This window comes from Collinsella aerofaciens (assembly GCF_015554145.1).
In the GTDB taxonomy this organism is placed as follows: domain Bacteria; phylum Actinomycetota; class Coriobacteriia; order Coriobacteriales; family Coriobacteriaceae; genus Collinsella; species Collinsella aerofaciens_AA.
This window is the reverse complement of record NZ_JADNHZ010000034.1, coordinates 1-16,758: the sequence shown is the minus strand read 5'-3', so window position 1 is coordinate 16,758 and position 16,758 is coordinate 1. Positions and strand designations below refer to the sequence as shown.

The following is a 16,758-nucleotide window of genomic DNA, read 5'->3' as shown; positions in this document are numbered from 1 at the left end:
GAATCCGGCGCATCCGCGTTGGCGCGATTGGCGAAAATACGTTGGTGAAAATGGTGAAAAATATATTGACGCTAACACCTCGGCATCCTCGACGCCCTGGGCGTGCACGTCGCCGACAACTCGGCCAAGGCGCGGCGGGACGACTGGGTGTTCAGCCTGGCGGAGGAGCCGTCCAAGAAGGTAAGCGGCGAGCGCCTGGGGTTCGTCTACGGCAAGGAGATGCTCCGCCGGCGCTTCGAGCGCGAGGGCGCCTACCGTCCCACGGACGCGAGCACCGCGCGCATCCGCGAGGCCGCCGAGCGGGCTCTCGAGCTCAACGACCTCTCGGAGCTGAGCAGGCTCTCCTCGGCGCTCGAGACCTGCGCGAAGTTCGACGTCGAGTCCATCGAGGAGTTCGGGCTCAGGATGGCGACGTTGGAGCGACGCGGCCAGGCGGGCGGCGAGGGGTACCGCCGCCTCGAGGCCGCCCGCGCCTACATGGCCGAGAACGGGCTCATGCCGCTCAAGACCCGCTACGGGGACGGTGAAGGGCGCGACGATGCCAGCGGCAATTCGCGCCAGTGCCACCGAGCGGACGAGCAGCAGCGCATCCTCGCCGCCGAGCGGCAGCGGGCCCAGCAGGACCAGCGCAGGGAGAGGGGCCGGAGATGATGGTGAGGATAGAGTACGAGGGCGGCAGGACGACGCTGTTCGACACGCTCTCGTTCACGGAGGGGTCGCCGTTCTCCGGCGCGAACATGCTCACGGAGTTCGAGCTCGAGATGCGGGAGGAGCCCGAGAAGGGGCTCTGGCTCACGGCGAACTGGCACCAGGTGCGCGACGACTGGCGCGCCGACGCGCCCGCGGACGGCATCCCGGCGGCGCGCAGGTCCCGCGGCTGGCGCTTCATGCTGGCCTCGGAGGCCGAGCTGGGGCGCGCCCGCCGCGTCCTGCTCGACGGGGACGAGGCGTTCGCCCGGGTGCAGGGGTACCTGTGCGACGCGGCAGCGATCGGCGCCTGCTACCGCGAGCACGTGGGCCCTCCCTCAAAACCGCTGAAGTCGCAGATAAGGGAGCTGCAGCGCGCGCTGGGGAGGGCGGAGGTCCCGGGCGTGCCCGACGAGCTGGCGAGGCTGCTCGCGGAAGAGAAGGAAGAGGGCGCCGACGAGGGCGCCCGCAAGGTCAAGGAAGATTGGGGTGACGTCGATGAAGAGGCTTGGTAGGTTCCTCATGGCGGCGCTTAAGGTCACGCTGGGCTTTTTCGTCTGGCTGTTCCGCGCCGTGTTCAAGTGGGTGATGTGAGAAGAGGCGGGCAATTGCCCGCCTCTTCTTCTTGGCTTCTAATCTTTCTTATCGTCGATGAGCCAGCAGTCGGTTCCGTCCGTGAGCAGCGTCCTGGCTGTCCGGGATGCCGCTGCGATGCGTTCGATCTCGCCTTTTCGATCTTCGGCCTCGGACCTCAGTTTCGACTCTCCCGAGCGTAGGCTCGTGCGCATCTCGACCTTAGCCTCGAGGAGCTGCTCCTTTGCGGCGGCTCTAGGCGTCTGGGAGACCAGCCTCTTGAGGGCGTTTCCCTGGGCTCCGCGAGGAAGCGCGATGGGCGCCCCCTTCATGCCCCCGACCTTCATCTCCATGAGCGCGGCGAGGACCTGCCTCTTTTTCAGGAAGCCCTGAGATTTGTCGAGGATCCGCTGCTCTTCGATGAGGGCGCTGCGGTCGTCCATGCTGCCGCCGTAGTACATGCGCGTCATGGCGAGCGCCGACAGGGCCTGGAGGCACCCCCCTCGAGGCCTTTTGTCTCCATTCTGGGAATATATCCTGCTCATTTAGGGTTATTCGCGCTGAAAGATTTTGACTAGCTTGGTGTCCTTTATTTCGTAAATAATGTCTGCGACGTTCTCGACCAGCCTCTTATCGTGGGAGACGAACACTATCGTTCCGGCATAGGCGCTCATCATCTGCTCGAGGGCTTCGGCGCTCTTGATGTCCAGGTAATTTCCAGGCTCGTCCATGAGCAAGATGTTGTATCTGCCCAGCAGCATCTTCGCGAGTAGCAGCTTGATGACTTCGCCTCCCGAGAGAACGCCAACGTCCTTTGTCAGGTCGCGCGGTCCGATTCCCATAGAGGCGAGGATGCCTCGAATTTCGGTCATGCTGTACTCGCAACCATTCTGCATGAACGAGATCACAGGCTGGCGGGCGTCGAACTTGTAACCTGTCTGTTCGAAGTAGCCGATCTCTGCTTTGGGAGAGATGTTGATACCGTCGGCGCGTCGAACGATTGCCTTCAGCAGGCTGGTCTTTCCTGTGCCGTTGCCACCGGTGATGGCCACTTTGGCACCGAGCGGTATCTCGAATTTCGCGTGGTCATAGAGCACGCAGTTGCCGAAGCTCAAGCTGAAATCATCTGCCGAGATGGGAAATTTGCTGTGCAGTTCCAGGGCCTTGCTCTGGCGGAAGCGCACGGCGCGAATGCTATCTGGGGCCTCGATCCCTTCGAGCGCTTCGAGGCGCTTCTCCATGTTCTTAGCTGCCTGATGCATTTTCTTCTGCTTGGTGCCGGTTGTTTTCTGATGCCCCAAGCGACCTGCATACTCGTTGCTTTTTTTCGCACCCTTCCGCTTGGCGTCGACCTGCCGTGCTTTTTTCCGCTGTTTTTCGATGGCGGCTTCGAGGCGATCGCGCTCGCGCATCGCCTCTTCGTATCGAGTCGCCTGAGCTTTGCGCTCTTCTTCTTTCTGTCGCAGATAGTCGGAGTAGTCACCCCAGAATTCGGAAATACCGCCGTCTTTGAGCTCCCAGATCTTGTCTACCACCTGGTCGAGAAAATGACGGTCATGGCTCACGATGAGCAGGGCCCCATCAAATGCCTTGAGTTGTCCGACGAGAAGGCGGATGCCGTCTTGGTCGAGGTGGCTCGTAGGCTCGTCGGCGAAGATCGCGCTTGCATGCTGGGAGAGCGCAGAGGCAATCTTGGCGCGTGTTTCCTCCCCGCCGCTCATCGTCTCCTGCGCCACTTCGGCGACGTTGAGACGGGAGAGCATCTCGCCGTTGTCCTGAGCCGCATCAAGGTCGAGTTCGTCGAGCTGGCCGATGAGGGCAATGCTGCCGAAGCGCCTGACGTCGGCGTCCGCAATGGTTAGATTGCCGCTCAGGATTTTTAGCAGGCTGGTTTTGCCTGCACCGTTGTCTCCTACCAAGCCGATGCGATCGTAGGGGTAGATTTCCAATTCTTCGATGTCCAGAATATCGCGGCCGGCATATTCCAAAAAGATGTCTTTAGCTTTGACTATGAGTTCCATAAGTTGAACCACCTTTTGTGTATTGTCGTTTTCTGGAAGCGCAGCCATGCCAATAAAGAATCGTTCACGTCGATTATTCGCCTTTGCCCAATTGCCGGCGCGAGCGTTTTGACCTTGCGCAAGCCGGCAAATCCGAAAATGATAGTTGGCGACGAATAAGGAGCGCGATGTGGGATGTCGGTGCAATACCTCGTCGTCGCAAGGGCTTGAAGGCTGACGCGTGAACCGATGGCTGCTGCCTCTTTTTTTCGAATACTTGGGCTATTGAATCCGCCCGGTATCTCTTTTCCCCACGTTTCGGACGCTCGGAGCAAGCAGCATAGCCATCGCAAGCAGTACCATGGTCGCTCCAGAGCCGACGAACCATAACGGAGCTCCAAGCAGATCCGCAAAAACGGAGGGGGCCGCGAGGCCCATGGGCATGGCCCACGCCATGATGGTTCCGTAGAGGCCGAAAACGCGGCCTAGGTACTCAGGAGGTATCTGCTCCTGCATAAGGGCAATCTGGGTTCCCGCGTACAACGGGGAGCATGCGCCCATAAGAAAGCTCACCGGCAGGAAAGCAGCGAACAATGACGGGCCGAGCGATCCGGATACAATTGCGGCAATGCCGAAGCCGGCAATCGCGGCGACCATGGTGAGCGACCTATTGCGGAACCCTCCCGTAACCGCCAAGATGCCGGACCCAGCCAGCATGCCTGCAGAAAAAAGGATTTCCGCCAAAGCGGCATCCCCCGTGCTACCGCCAAAATGCCCCAAGGTCATTATTGGGAACAATGCCGCGAGCGGAGAGAACGCGAAAGCGAAGACGAACCCGCACCAAAGAAGGGCGAGCAGCCCCCTGTGCCCCCTAGTCAGCTTGTAGCCGTCCGAAATCTCAGAGAAGAGCTCTCGAACCTTATTGGAAAAGGGCAAGCTGCGGTCGGCTTCGTCGAGTCCCCCTGCGTCTATCTGTGCGGCGAGGACGGCTAAAGAAGCGAAAAGCGCTCCCAGCACGTCGAGGACAATCATAGCGGTAATGCCCGCCACGGGATAAATCACTGCTGCAAGCGCGGCGCCAAGAATGTATCCGCCGGACTGAATCGCCTGAGTCACCCCCGATAGGCGAACGAGATGCTCTGGCGGGGCGAGATGGGGCGTGAGGGATTGGGAGGCTGGCGTGTAGAACGAAGTGCCAACTGCACGGAGAAACAGGGCGATGAGAATTAGCCATGCAGGTAAGCTGCCGGCCAACGAGGCGATCGTCAAGGCGGCGCCCACCGCGGCAATGAAGAGGTCGGTGCCGATGAGGACACGTTTCAAAGGCAGTCTGTCGACAAGGGCGCCCGCAAGGATTCCGAACAAAGCAATCGGCAGAAAGCCTGCCAGCGATGCTAAGGAGAGGAGAGAAGACGACCCTGTCGTGAGGGCGAGATGCCAAATAAGACCCATTTGGAGAATCGAACTCGTCAATGTCGAAACGAGCTCCCCGCCCCATACGAAACAAAGCTTGAATTGCCATGAATGGCACAGCAGAGCAGACCTGCGCCGAGAGGTTTCAAACATCATGGTTATGTCCAATCGTGGAATGGCGTGCAAAACAGCGCGACGCCATAACAGCGCCGCTTTTAGGCGCTCATCCACGTGCGGAAAAGACCAACCACGACACCCCTCCTTTGTTAATTCGGTCTGGCAAACCATGTAATATTAACGAGGCTTGAGTTTGCCTGTCAAGAATCGACCATCGGAAAGGGCAATCCTCTCTGGCCATTCGATTCCTTTTGTATCTATGGCTGCATTTACGTTATGTGGTTATTTATTTCGTTAGAATTCCCAAGCAAAACGCTTTTATGCACCATGTCTGCGCAAGCGAGAAAAGCCATTTCTAAGCCTCGGTCCACGAAAATGTCAACTTGGCTTTTCATTGAGCCGATACTTTCAACACCGCTGAAAACGAACCAAACGCGTAGCTCTTGCGTGTCCGCAACTCGCACCATCAAAGTATGCAAGCATCCTGATGAGCAGGATAGCCTCTGATCGTCTGTATCTCAATCCGGAACAAAGATCCTGGGAAAAAGGGGATGCGGCGCCGAACGCGAACAATGTGTGTACGCTGTCGAGAAATGAGGCGCGCGCCGAGAAACCGGTGGTCCATACTCCACGCCGCACCCCCAACTGAGCCTCGTAGGATTGGACCTCTTTAAGCAACGGTTCGAGGTCCTTTTCGCGCTCAGCGGCGTCCCTGGCCTTGTCTTCGATGCCGGCGAGTTGCTCGGTAATCCAATCGATTACCTGACCGACGTCGTTGTACCTGCCCTCGATCTCGTTTCTTGCCGCCTGTCGTGCCTCGGCGGGCTTTTGGAGGTAATCGTCATGAAGGGCTGCGTAGGTTCTGGCGATGTCCAGGGCGTTTTTGACCTTCGCCCTCTGGTCGCCGGCGATCATGGAGGCGATCGATTCCAGCTTGGCGTCGATGCACTGGAGGCTGTCGCTGATTTCGGTCATGTACGCCTGACCGACAACCATCGCCGCTGCGGCAAGGCCGACGCTGGCGATCTGTGCGGGGCTGACCCCAGCGGCTTTGAGGGAGACGTCGCCGCTCAGGCGACCTTTCGGGTCTCGGACGAGGGCCCTTACCGCTTCCGGATCCTTCTTCGAGGCGACGAGGTCCTTAAGGCTGTAGCCTTCGGGAACCTCGACTTTGTAGAGCTGTTTTCCTCGACGAGGTCTATGACGTCCGAGGCGAGGCCGAGAATGGCGTCCGCCCGCTCTCCGATGCCGACGTTGTTCTCTTTGCCCGCATCGGCGTTCGCGACGAGCCTGATGTTCTCCAAGTCCTCGACAGGAACGACCTCGACGCTGATTGGCGCAAGTTCTTTGTCGCTCATGCTCTTAGCGCCTATCTCGCCTCATCGGAACGCGCCAGGACGTCCCATTTGTTGTACGAGCCCTCGGCCTGAAGATCCCTGACGAGGGCCTCATAGCGGGTCTCGAGGTCTTTCTCCTCACACGGGAAGAGCAGAATCATCATTGGTCTTTTGAACTTGAAGTCAGCGTAGACGTCGATGTTGCCGAAACCGCAAAGCTGGGTGTAGATACTGAAGCCCATGGATTTGCCGCAACCGACATAGACGTCCTCGTAGGCGGAAGGATCTTTCTCTCGTGCCGATTTCATCGTGGCGACGGCGTAGCAGCCGGCGATTGCCATGTACCCATCGTTGAGGTCGGCTTCGCTGGAGACGTTGTTCTCGAAGTTCTCGAAGAACTCTTTTGCGGAGATCGGCGGAAGCGAGCTTGCCACAGCCTTCTTGCGGGCTGCCTCGAGTGACTTTCGCCGCTCCTTTTTGTCTTTGATTGCCTGGCTCTTTGAAAGGAATGAGTCCCTGGCTCCTCCCAGGCTATCTGCCGCCTGCTTCCCCCTCTGCTGCGTCCAGTCGATCAGAGTAGGCCCGTATTTGTTCACAGCGGGTTCAACGAAAGGCCGAACGTCCTTTCCTATGTCGATAGCCCTTTTGACGTCTTGCAGCTTTATCTTTCCCAATTGCGCGCCTCTGTTCACGGACACCGGGAGCTCATCGAGCAGCTTTCGGCGGTGTCTTGTTTTCATCAAGTGCGTAAAATATCTCACCATATGCAAGACCCCTTGCCGAGATATAGCGGCAAGGGGTCGAAGGGCCATATTCGGTTTTAGTTTCGATTTGCAATTCCTAGTCCCGGTCGTCGTCGCCGGCTGCGCAGCAGGCGTAGGCCGTGAGAGTGAGGAGCCCCATGAGGAGCCCTATTCCGAAGGGCGCGAATCCCATGTTTCCACCTCCTTCGCGTAGACGACGGTGCGCGAGTTGCTCGTCTGGTAGCTGCAGGTCACGAAGGCCCAGGCCTGCTCGACGTCCGAAGGCTCTTCCAGGACGACCTCGCACCGGGACAATTTGTCCCCGAGGTAGGCGGCGAGCTCCGCCGCGTCTGCGAAGTCGGTCCGCTTGCCCTCTGAGCTCGCGTCGACCACGTCGGCCGCGAAGACCTCGAGCCCGATCGCCTTCTCACGGGTGTAGACCCGGATGGTGCGGTGCCCCTCGGCGAAGTCGCGCGACGAGTACTGCGCGAGCGGCGCGAACATGGTGCCGTCGGACATGTGGTGCCCGTAGACGATGACGAGCGGGCTCTCGGCGCCCTGCGCGCACCCGGCGTCTATGTAGGGAGCGCCCCACGCGGATCTTTCGCCGCCGGCGTCGTGCGTGAGGTAGAAGTCGGGCGATTCGGGCCGGCCCTGGACGATCGGGTAGTCGACGGTCGTGCCCGGCACGCGCACCCAAGCGACGACGGAGGCGGGAAGGGCGTCCCAGTCGATGCCGCCTCCCGTCTCTTGAGCCTCCATTGTCGCGTCCTCTTCCGCGGTAGGCACCTCGTGCACCTCGTACGGGTTCCTCTCGGGCAGCGGCAGGACGGCGAGCGCCCCCATCGCCAGCAACGCCACGGCGACGGCGAGCGCCGTGGCGGCTTTCCCTTTGTTCATGTCCTCCCCCGTTCGCAGGGGAGGCCCCGGGCGAGCGCCCAGGGCCTCCGGTTCGGTGTCGATGCGGCGCCGCTACTCTTCCGGCTCTTCGGCAGGCTCTTCGGCTGCCGCGTCCTTGCTTGCGCCGACCGTCTTGCGCTTGCGGTACGCGAGCGCTCCGCCCGCGCCCGCCGCAGCTGCCAGAGCGATGCCCGCGGCCACGGCGTAGCCGGTGCCGTCGGGGGCGTCGGCCCCGGTCTTGGCGTAGGGCTCCTCGGGGACCTCGGGCGTGTCGGGGTTGTCCACGACGACGCTCTGCTCGGCGGAGTCGATGTCCTCGTGGGTCGCAACGACGTTGCCGGCGGAGTCCAGGACCTTCTCGAAGACGACGAGCTCGTCTCCCTCGGCCAGGCCCTCGGTGTCGAATCCGAAGGTCACCTCGACGGTGCCGGAGGGCGCCTCGGGCTCGAAGGGCGTGCGCGCGGTCACCTCGTTGCCGTCCTTGTCGAGGAACGGCTCTCCGGTGCCCTTGTCCATGAGCGTGCCCACGGCGATGTAGGTCTCGCCGGGGACGAGGCCCTTGTAGGCCACCGTGTCGACGACCTTGGCCTTGCCGGCCTCGATGACCTGGTCGCCGTCGGCGGCGTCGGCCGCCTGCGTGCCCACCTCGACGGCGACGTGGACGGTCTGGCCCTCGTCGGAGAGGTCCGCGTGCGACGCCACCTCGGCTCCGTCCTTGCGCAGGCTCTCGAACACGACCAGGTCGCGGCCGCCGAGCAGGCTCGCGTCGAAGGAGATCTCGACGTCCCGGCTGCCCGTCGAGAGCGCGGGGGCGAACTCGGCCTTGGCCTCCACGGGCATGCCCGAGGCGTCGGCCACGGGCTCGCCGGTCGCCTTGTCGACGAGGGTGGCCGAGAGCTCGTACTCCTCGCCGGCCTTCAGGCCCTCGTAGGCGACGGCGTCGACGACCTTGGCCTCGGCGTCGGCCGAGACGTCCTTGTCGCCGTCCGCCCCGTCCTTTGCCGTGGTGGAGATGCGCGGGCCCTCCTGGTCGTCAAGGCCCATCCACACGGCCTTCGCGACCGTCGAGTCGCGATCGATCCAGAAGCTCCTCGTGATGAGCTCGAGGCCCTCGTTGGCATCGCAGCGCATCTCGGCCATGGTGTAGGCGCCGTACGGCAGGGCCGCCAGCGAGTCGTCGACCGGCGCCGAGGAGCCGTCCTCGCCGAGCGAGAACCAGATGCCGGCCTTCGGGTCCATGTCGGCGGCGGCAATCGGGCCCTCATGGCCGAGCAGGGCGTCGTTGGCGTTGGTGTCCCTCGAGTGCTTGTTCCAGCTGCTCGCGGTCGACGCGTCGCCGTTGCGGTCCGTGACCAGCACGTGAATCTCGCCGGTGGCCGCGTTCTCGATGGCGAACGGAACCATGAGGCCGGCGTTGTCGGACTCGCTCTTCTTGGAGAGCTCGAGGTCGTTGCGCACCACCTGGTCGCGGAACTCGAGCGCGGCGCCGTCCGCGGAGGCGCTCACGATCTCGTCGCCGGTGCGGACCTCAAAGGTGCGGGGCTCGCCGTCGGTCAGCAGGTAGCTCCCGTTCGTCGCCGTCTCCCGCACGTCGTAGGTTCCGTACGGCAGTGCGTTGGCCGCGGTCTGCGCGGTGTAGGCGCCGGCCTCGTCGTTCCATGCGGTGGTCAGCGTGGCCACGGCCTCGCCCGGCTCGCGCCACTCGCCGTCAACGAGGACCTTGTGCGCCGAGCGGTTCGTGACGGTGAACTCGATCCCGTCGAGGCCGGGGTGCTCGCCAGGCGCCTCCTTGTGGCCGCTGCCCGCGAGCGCCTCGGACGCCTGCAGCTCCTTGTCGGACTTGGTCACCTGCACGCCGCCGCGGAAGACCTCGTCGGTCACGGGGTCGCCCGTGAGGTCGCGCACCTCGCCGGCCTTCACGGTGAACGCGACGGGGACGTCGCTGGCGTCGTAGCCCTCGGGCGCGCCGGACTCGACGATGCGGTAATTGCCCGCGGGAAGCGCGTCGGCGCCGGTCGCGGCGACGTGCGACCCGTCCTCGGGCGCGGTCTTTATCGTGGCGCATACCTCACCGTCGGCGTAGTACTTGCCGCCGACCAGCACGTAGCGGCCGGTCTCGTTAACGACGAAGAAGCTCGCGCCGTCGAGCGAGGCGTCGCCCTGGGGCTCCGCGCCCGCCTCGGAGTCCGTTTTGGCGACCTTGACTCCGCCTGCGGACCAGCTGAAGCTCACGAGCGTCTGGGAGCCGCCGCCGGTCCTGACGCAGAACGCCTCGAACCCGGCGGATACCTTGCCGGCGCCCGCCTTCATCTTGGCGAAGGTCCCGCCGATCAGCTCGGATTTCGCCCAGGAGGCGAACTCGGCGCTCGTGCCGTGCGTGGCAGCCGACTCGGACCCAGAGTAGGCGTAGGCGATGAGCACATGGCTCGCCGCCGCGTACTTGGCGTCGTCCCAGCCGCCGCCGTCGTACCAGCTGCCCGGGAACATCGACGCGTCGAAGCCGGGAGAGCCGAACGAGTACCAGATCGCCGCTGTCACGTCGCCGCTCGGCACGGGGCTCGTCGAGTAGGAGCCCGGCGCGGGCGTCGGGGACGAGGGCTCGGCGCAGTAGGCGATGTTGCCGTCGGCGCTCATCCACGTGGTGGCGAAGCCGCCGTAGGGGATCTTGCCGCCGATGGACACGTCTACCGTGCTCGGCGCGGCGTAGGCGGGCGAGGCCGCCACGGAGGCGAGCAGAGCCCCCGCCGCCAGGATGAGCGCCATGGCGCATCGGAGGAGCTTTTCCTGCAGGGTGCAGTCTTTCGCTGCGTTCATCTTTCCGCCTCCCTATCTCTCGACGCTTCGCTGTGCGCGGGGCGCCTCGTGCTCGGCGGCGCGGCTCGCCTGGCGGGCGTGCTCGGCGCGCTCCGCGAGGTAGCGCGAGCGCCCTGCGTCGACGGCCTCCTTGAGCTGCGCCGGCATGACCTTCACGGTGTCCTTGACCGTGCGTCCGTCCTCGTCGAGCTCGGGCTGGCCGTCCGGGCCCATCACCGTCTTCCTCAGCCACACCTCGCGGTTCGCGAGCAGCGGTATGTCTCGGAAGTCGGCCCCCTTGAAGCGGCTCTCGTTAACGAACATGGGGCTGAACTCGTAGCCTCCCACGTCCATGCCGTCGACGACGGTGCCCTTGGGAAGGGTCGCCGAGTTGAAGGTCCTGGCCTCGCCGGTCGCGCGGTCGGTGTACTCGATGCCCTCGCGCACGAAGCTCTTGTGCAGCGAGAGGTACACGTTCTTCCTCTCTTCCATGTCTTTCCTCCTTTTCGTTTTCAATCGGTCCTTGTCTTCATCCGCCGGGACGCGTGCCCCGGCGCGGTGCCCCTATCTCATGGCGACCGCCCCCTTCCTCGCTTTTCCGCTAGAAGCCGCTCACGATGTCGCGCGCCCAGGAGCCGCTTTTCACGAGGGCCAGGATGAGCAGCACGCACATGGCCAGGTACTGCAGCGCGTAGGTGAGCCCGTTCGCGACCGCGTCGGCCGGGGTACCCGTCCCGGGGTTCGCCCCGGTGAGCCCGCCGAGCACGAGCGGGAACGATATGAGTAGCACGAGGATGATGACGCCGGCGATGCAGACCGCCCCGAAGCTCTTCAGGTAGCCGAGGCCTATCTGGCGCGTGGCGTCCATGCCGAGGAACGCCAGCGGGATCGGGGCGAACGCGGCCATGATGTAGAGCTGGAGCGCGCGGGCCCAGCAGACCACGAGGGCGACGACGTAGGCCGCCAGCACCACGACCCAGCTGATGAGGCTCACGACGAGCATGGCGATGAGCGACGGGATGTCGTCGTCGGTGGTGACGACGGACACCTCGGGCAGGTCGAGCGCGCCTCCGGCGCCGAAGAGCGCCTCGACTCGGTCGATGGCGAGCCCGCAGACCTCGTAGATCGACGCCATCAGGTCGAAGCTGTTCTGTATGAGGAACAGGAACACGGCGAAGAACACGAGAAGGAAAACGACCTCCTTGACGCCGGGAAGGCTCTGGCTGCCGTCCATGCGCTGGGAGATCTCGATGAGCTTCAGGGTGAAGACCAGGCCGAGCACCCCGCACCCGATCGGCAGGATGGCAACCTGCCATACGCCCCGGGCGACGTCGTGCATGGTCAGGTCGCTCGAGCTCGTGAGCATGTGCGCGAAGTCGGCCGAGAGGATCCCGTTCGCGCCGATCGACCCGAGCACGCCCGTTTGCGCCTTGAACATCCAGTTGCAGCAGTCGCGCAGAAGGCCGCACAGCCACTCGTTGACGTCCCCGGCTATGTCGGCGTATGCCGGCTGCGCGGGGACGAGCAGGAGCGCGCAGAGGGCGAACGCCGTCGCGGCGGAGACGGCGAACGCCCTTCGGCGTCGCGATTCAAGCGCCCGCACGGCTACATCGCCTCCAGCGAGCCGCCGCGCGAGACCACGGTGACCACCGTCGAGGCGGGGTCGTCGAGCGTGAAGGTCGTCGACGCGACGTTCCCGGCGTAGTCGAGCCACACCTCCTTGTCCCAGGTGGCTCCCGTCGCCTGCGGGGACACCTCCGCCGCCTTCCCGGCGACGGCCTCCTCGATGGCGGCGGCATCCGCGCCAAGCGCCTCGGAGAGGCGGTCGTCGGTGCCGGTCACGGAGAACGCTCCGACTTGCGCCTTCTGGGGCACGTAGGCCTGCGTCAGGAGGTCGCATGCCAGGGTGCGGGCGCCCCCGTCGCCCGAGACCTGGATGAGCGACAGGCCTCCCGCCTTATCGCCGGTTCCCTTGACCTCGATGGGCACGCTGAGCACGCCGCCGGCCTCGGAGGGCTCCTCGGCCGAGAAGAACCAGGCGCGCTCGGTGCCGCCCGCGCTCTCCACCATGGCGCCCTCGACGATCCGCAGCGTGGCTGTCGGGTCGTCGGCGCCCGTCCATGCGGTGTTCCAGAGCGCCTCGGCGCCCGAGGCGGCCTTCCCGGTTGCCGCGTCGGCGCCTGCAGCCGCGGGCTGCTCTTGCTCCTGTGGACTATCCTGCGCGCCTTCCTGCGGGGCGATGGCGCAGCGCGCCGCGCCCGCGCCGAGCGCCACGGTGAGCGCGCTTGCCGCGACGGCGGCCATGACCCTTGACTTTCCCTGCATTGGTTTCTCCTATCTCGCGGTGAGCGCGCAGCTGAAGCTGCCGATGCCGCTCGCTATGCGGCACACGTCGCCCGTTCGCGGCTCGTGTATGTACCTGTCGTCGCCGATGTAGATGGCCACGTGGCCCGAGCGGTAGAGGATGTCGCCGGGCTTCGCCTCCGAGAGCGGTATGCGCCTGAGCTCCTCGTACTGGGAACCCGTGTAGTGGCTTATGCGGATGCCCGCCTGCGCGTAGCAGTACTGCGTGAGCCCGCTGCAGTCGAGCGCCTTGCCGGGGGTCGAGCCTCCCCACACGTAGGGCACGCCGAGCTGGCTGTACGCCGCCTCGACGATCGCGTTCCCGCTCGCGGATGCGTCCTTCAGGTCCTCGACCGTCATGGAGTCGAGCCTGTAGAGGCCCCATTGCGCCATGATCGACTTCAGGGACTCGACGTAGGACGAGTCGGTCGCCCAGCCGGCGTCCTTGAGCCCCTCGGCCATCCTGTCCGAGTCGCGCCTCTCGACCGCCTCGCGGATGAGGGCGTTGCCCGAGTAGCGCTCCGCCTGCAGGAAGACCCTGCTGCGGAAGCGGATGCACTCGGCGTCGCCGGTGAAGCGGATGAAGCTCGCCGTGATCTGGGTGTGCTCGCCGGGCACGTACTCCTCGCTGGTGGCCCAGTTCGCCTTGCCGGCCACCTCGGGGCAGCCCGCGTAGCCCGACCACCACTTCATGCCGAAGAGGTTGTGGTCGCGCTCTGCGAGCTGGCTCATGCGGTCGCCCTGGCCGGACTCCTGGATGATCTGCGCTATGGTGCAGCCCGCCGGGTGCCCGTACTCCTCCTGGCACTCGAGCGCCGCCTCGACCATCTCGTAGGTGATGTAGGGCGGCAGCCCCTCGAGGCCCCGCTTGGAGGCCGCGTCGTCCCAGAAGCCGAACAGCGCGCTCAGCAGCTGCGCGACGGCGAGCGCGCAGGCGACGAAGGCCACGATGCCGGCCACCGCCCCGAGCAGGGCGGGCGCGGCGCCCGAGACCGCGCCCGCGATCGCGGAGGCGGCGCCCTTCGACCCCGCGGCGCGGGCCGCCTCGCCCGACGCCTGCGCGGCCGCCTGGGCCGCCTGGTGCTTGGCCGGGGCGGTCGCGCCGGCTGCCTCGGGGCCGCGCGCGCCTCCCTTTGGGGCGCCGAGGGCGGTCGCCGCCTTGCGGCTGCCTTGGGCTGCTTTCTTCGCCTTCCTCTGCCGCAGCCTTCCCGCGGCCTTCTTGGCCGCGCGCCCCGCGTCGTACATGCCCGAGGCGCCCTCGAGCTCCTCCGAGTCGTCGAGCTGGGAGACGGCCTCCCGGGCGATCGCCAGCTTCGCCGCCTCGACGCGCGAGCGCATCGCGGCCGCCGCGCGCCGGTCGCCGGCGGGTTGGGACAATTTGTCCCCGAGCCCGCCTTCCGGGGCGTCGGGCCTGGACGGGCGCCCCTCCGCCGTTGCGGCGGGGCCTCCCGCCTCGTCGAGCGGGCCGGCTCCCTCCGAGACGTTTCCCAGGGCGTCGCGCTCGGTCTCCGCGACGTCGCCCGCGGTGAGCACGTCGCGGCGCCGCGCCCCGACCACCTCGAGCATCCCGCCGCCCTCGCTCGGGACGGCCATTCCTATCCCTCCGCCTCTCGCGCCGCCCGGCGCATCTCGCGCTCGGCGACCTCTGCGGGCTTGGTGTTCCACAGGTCGTAGAGCGGGCCTTTCGGGAAGTCGTCGGTGATGGGCACGCGGATCCCGGCGCTGATGAGCAGCCCCTCGCCGGGCTTGACGGCGTCGCCGATGTAGCCGCGCTCCGTGGCGGAGAGCTGGAGCATCTCCGCCCATGCGTCGAGGTCGGCGGTGGACTGCTTGTGCAGCAGGAAGAACTCGGAGTTGAGCACCATGTCGCGGGCCTCGGCGTTGGCCAGCATGTGGCTCGTGTTCTGGCTGATGCCGGTGCAGATGAGGCCGAACTTGCGCCCCTCGCGCCACAGGCGGGCGAAGTACTCGACCACCGTCGGGTGCGCGAAGAGGCTCTGCACCTCGTCGATGTAGAGCCAGGTGTAGTTGGGGCGCGGCGGCGTGACCATCACGCGGTTGCGCACCATCTCGAGCGCCGTGATCATGCCGAACACGCGCATGTTCTGGCCGAGGCCGTGCATGTCGATGTTGGTGATGCGGTTGTCGAGCGCCACGTTGCTCTGGCCGTTGAAGAAGGAGAACGCGCCCTTCACGTAGCGCTCGTAGCGCAGCGCGATGTCGGCGGCCTCGGGCTCGGGCTGAGCGAGCAGCGCCGCGTGGAAGTCGCCGAGCGTGGGCAGGCGGCCGTCCCTCGCGCACTCCCGGTACGCCTCGCCGACGCAGCGGGCGATGATCGAGCGGTCGCGCTCAGGCAGGCCCTCGCGGCCCTCGGCCATGAGCGCGCTCGAGAGCGCGAGCACCGCGTCGGTCTTGTACGCGAGCTTGGCGGCGTCGGCGCGGTCCGCGACGTCGGCGGTGTCGAGGGGGTTGAGCACCGCCGAGCATCCCGGGGCGAGCTCGACGTTCGCGCCGCCGAGCGCGCCGACGAGGTTGCCGTACTCGCCGGCCGGGTCGAAGATCACGACCTCGTCCTCGGGGTGCGCGAGAACGGTGTTGGTTATCTCGCGCTTGACCGAGAAGCTCTTGCCCGAGCCGGGCTTGCCGCACACGAAGCCCATGGGGCTCGCCAGGCGCTTGCGGTCGCACAGCACCAGGTTCCCGCTCTCCTTGGACTGCCCGTAGTAGCCGCCGCCCGCCTCGTCGAGGCTCTGGCTGGCGAAGGGCATCTGCATGGCCACCTGCCCCGTGGTGAGGTAGCGGCTCACGGTGACGTGGTTGTCACCGAGCGGGAGCACCGAGTTGAGAGCCTGGCGCTGCCGGAAGTGGAGCGGCTCGAGGCCGATCGTGCAGCCCTGCGCGACGCTCGTCACCTGCTGGACGCGGCGGTCGAGCTCCTCGAGGCTGTCGGCCCAGGTGTAGACGAGGCCCGTGTAGACGAACAGGCGCTCGGACTTGTTGCGCAGGAAGTCGAGCAGCTCCTCGGCCTCCTCCTTCGAGAAGCGCAGCTCGGGCGGCAGGATCTGGTAGTCGTAGCCCTTCTTCACGGCGCTCATCTGCTCGTCGATGATCTCCTTGTCCATCCAGTCGATCTGGCGCTTCACGAGCGCGAGCGCCTCGCTCTGCGCGATGGGCTGCACGTGCAGCGTCACGTTGAGCGGCAGCGGCAGGTCGATGATGGAGGCGAGGTAGGTCTCCTCGATGACCGACCCGAAGCTGCGCACCGCGAGCACCGCGCCGTAGCGCCCGTCGCTGCGGAAGCAGTCGGACCTGCCCTCGGGCTTGAAGTCGAGCGTGGAGGGCATGACGAAGTCCTTCGTGCGCGCGCCCGACGTCGGGGACAATTTGTCCCAGGAGAACTCGAAGCGCGACCCCGGGCGCAGCTGCCCCTGAAGGAGCTCGAGCCTCTCGGCGCCGTCGAGGGCGCGCGACGAGCAGCGTATGCGCGCGAGCGTCTGCTCCACGTCTCCCCGGATGCGCGCGAGCTTGGGCACCGCGGCGTCGACGTCGTCGGCGCCCACGGCGTAGGTCAGGTAGCGGTGGCGCACGAGGTTCGAGACGCCCTCGCGCATCTTGTCGTTGAGGATCCGGTTGTACTCTTCGGCGAGCCCGGAGGTGGCGCGCTCCCCGGGCTCGAAGAAGACCTTGCGGCCGACCTCGTCGGCGGGGATGGGCGCGTTCACGACCTGGAGCTGCACGTGGGAGTCCGCCGGGAAGTAGTTGAACAGCGAGCTCATGTTAGCGTCAATATATTTTTCACCATTTTCACCAACGTATTTTCGCCAATCGCGCCAACGCGGATGCGCCGGATTC

At 65.4% G+C, this 16,758-nt stretch carries 15 protein-coding genes; 2 read left to right on the top strand and 13 right to left on the bottom strand.

Annotated features, from left to right (window positions below):
• Window positions 1-102 precede the first annotated feature (102 nt).
• Together I2E13_RS10460 and I2E13_RS10455 are read left to right on the top strand one after the other, a co-directional pair.
• On the top strand, window positions 103-651 hold the full coding sequence (locus I2E13_RS10460) for a hypothetical protein (RefSeq protein ID WP_229057951.1): 549 nt from the start codon (window positions 103-105) through the stop codon (window positions 649-651).
• On the top strand, window positions 648-1,202 hold the full coding sequence (locus I2E13_RS10455; RefSeq protein WP_195405060.1) for a hypothetical protein: 555 nt from the start codon (window positions 648-650) through the stop codon (window positions 1,200-1,202). Before I2E13_RS10460 ends, I2E13_RS10455 begins: the two co-directional genes overlap by 4 nt.
• A 117-nt stretch (window positions 1,203-1,319) precedes the next feature.
• Here I2E13_RS10455 and I2E13_RS10450 read toward each other — a convergent pair whose 3' ends face one another.
• The 13 genes from I2E13_RS10450 to I2E13_RS10395 all read right to left on the bottom strand — a co-directional run.
• On the bottom strand, window positions 1,320-1,730 hold the full coding sequence (locus tag I2E13_RS10450; protein WP_229057950.1) for a hypothetical protein: 411 nt from the start codon (window positions 1,728-1,730) through the stop codon (window positions 1,320-1,322).
• Between the two features lie 81 nt (window positions 1,731-1,811).
• Window positions 1,812-3,281, bottom strand: a complete 1,470-nt coding sequence (gene abc-f / locus I2E13_RS10445; RefSeq protein WP_195405059.1) for a ribosomal protection-like ABC-F family protein — start codon at window positions 3,279-3,281, stop codon at window positions 1,812-1,814.
• A gap of 261 nt (window positions 3,282-3,542) precedes the next feature.
• Window positions 3,543-4,829 carry an MFS transporter gene (locus tag I2E13_RS10440; protein ID WP_195405058.1) on the bottom strand — a complete coding sequence of 429 codons (1,287 nt, stop codon included), beginning with the start codon at window positions 4,827-4,829 and terminating at the stop codon, window positions 3,543-3,545.
• Between the two features lie 369 nt (window positions 4,830-5,198).
• Complete coding sequence (locus I2E13_RS11020; RefSeq protein WP_229057949.1) at window positions 5,199-5,765, bottom strand: hypothetical protein; 567 nt, start codon at window positions 5,763-5,765, stop codon at window positions 5,199-5,201.
• Between the two features lie 128 nt (window positions 5,766-5,893).
• Window positions 5,894-6,148, bottom strand: coding sequence for a hypothetical protein (locus I2E13_RS11015; RefSeq protein ID WP_197736875.1), 255 nt, complete (start codon window positions 6,146-6,148; stop codon window positions 5,894-5,896).
• Between the two features lie 11 nt (window positions 6,149-6,159).
• The gene (locus I2E13_RS10430) at window positions 6,160-6,801 is read right to left on the bottom strand and encodes a hypothetical protein (RefSeq protein WP_229057948.1); all 642 of its coding nucleotides are present in this window, start codon (window positions 6,799-6,801) and stop codon (window positions 6,160-6,162) included.
• 237 nt (window positions 6,802-7,038) lie between these two features.
• A complete protein-coding gene (locus I2E13_RS10425) occupies window positions 7,039-7,770 on the bottom strand; it encodes a class B sortase (protein WP_195405057.1) in 732 nt (243 codons plus the stop codon).
• Window positions 7,771-7,842: 72 nt separating this feature from the next.
• Entirely contained in the window at window positions 7,843-10,584 is a 2,742-nt protein-coding gene (locus I2E13_RS10420; RefSeq protein ID WP_195405056.1) for a VaFE repeat-containing surface-anchored protein, read from the bottom strand.
• A 12-nt stretch (window positions 10,585-10,596) separates the two neighbouring features.
• Window positions 10,597-11,055: a DNA gyrase gene (locus I2E13_RS10415; RefSeq protein ID WP_101677781.1), complete on the bottom strand. Its 459-nt coding sequence runs from the start codon at window positions 11,053-11,055 to the stop codon at window positions 10,597-10,599.
• A 109-nt stretch (window positions 11,056-11,164) separates the two neighbouring features.
• Window positions 11,165-12,166 (bottom strand): conjugal transfer protein TrbL, encoded by a 1,002-nt coding sequence (locus I2E13_RS10410; protein WP_195405055.1) that lies wholly within the window; start codon window positions 12,164-12,166, stop codon window positions 11,165-11,167.
• A gap of 2 nt (window positions 12,167-12,168) precedes the next feature.
• The gene (locus I2E13_RS10405) at window positions 12,169-12,867 is read right to left on the bottom strand and encodes a hypothetical protein (RefSeq protein WP_195405054.1); all 699 of its coding nucleotides are present in this window, start codon (window positions 12,865-12,867) and stop codon (window positions 12,169-12,171) included.
• A gap of 30 nt (window positions 12,868-12,897) precedes the next feature.
• Entirely contained in the window at window positions 12,898-14,499 is a 1,602-nt protein-coding gene (locus I2E13_RS10400; protein ID WP_229057947.1) for an NlpC/P60 family protein, read from the bottom strand.
• A 2-nt stretch (window positions 14,500-14,501) separates the two neighbouring features.
• On the bottom strand, window positions 14,502-16,758 hold a 2,257-nt coding region (locus I2E13_RS10395), incomplete at its 5' end, for a VirB4-like conjugal transfer ATPase, CD1110 family (RefSeq protein WP_229057946.1).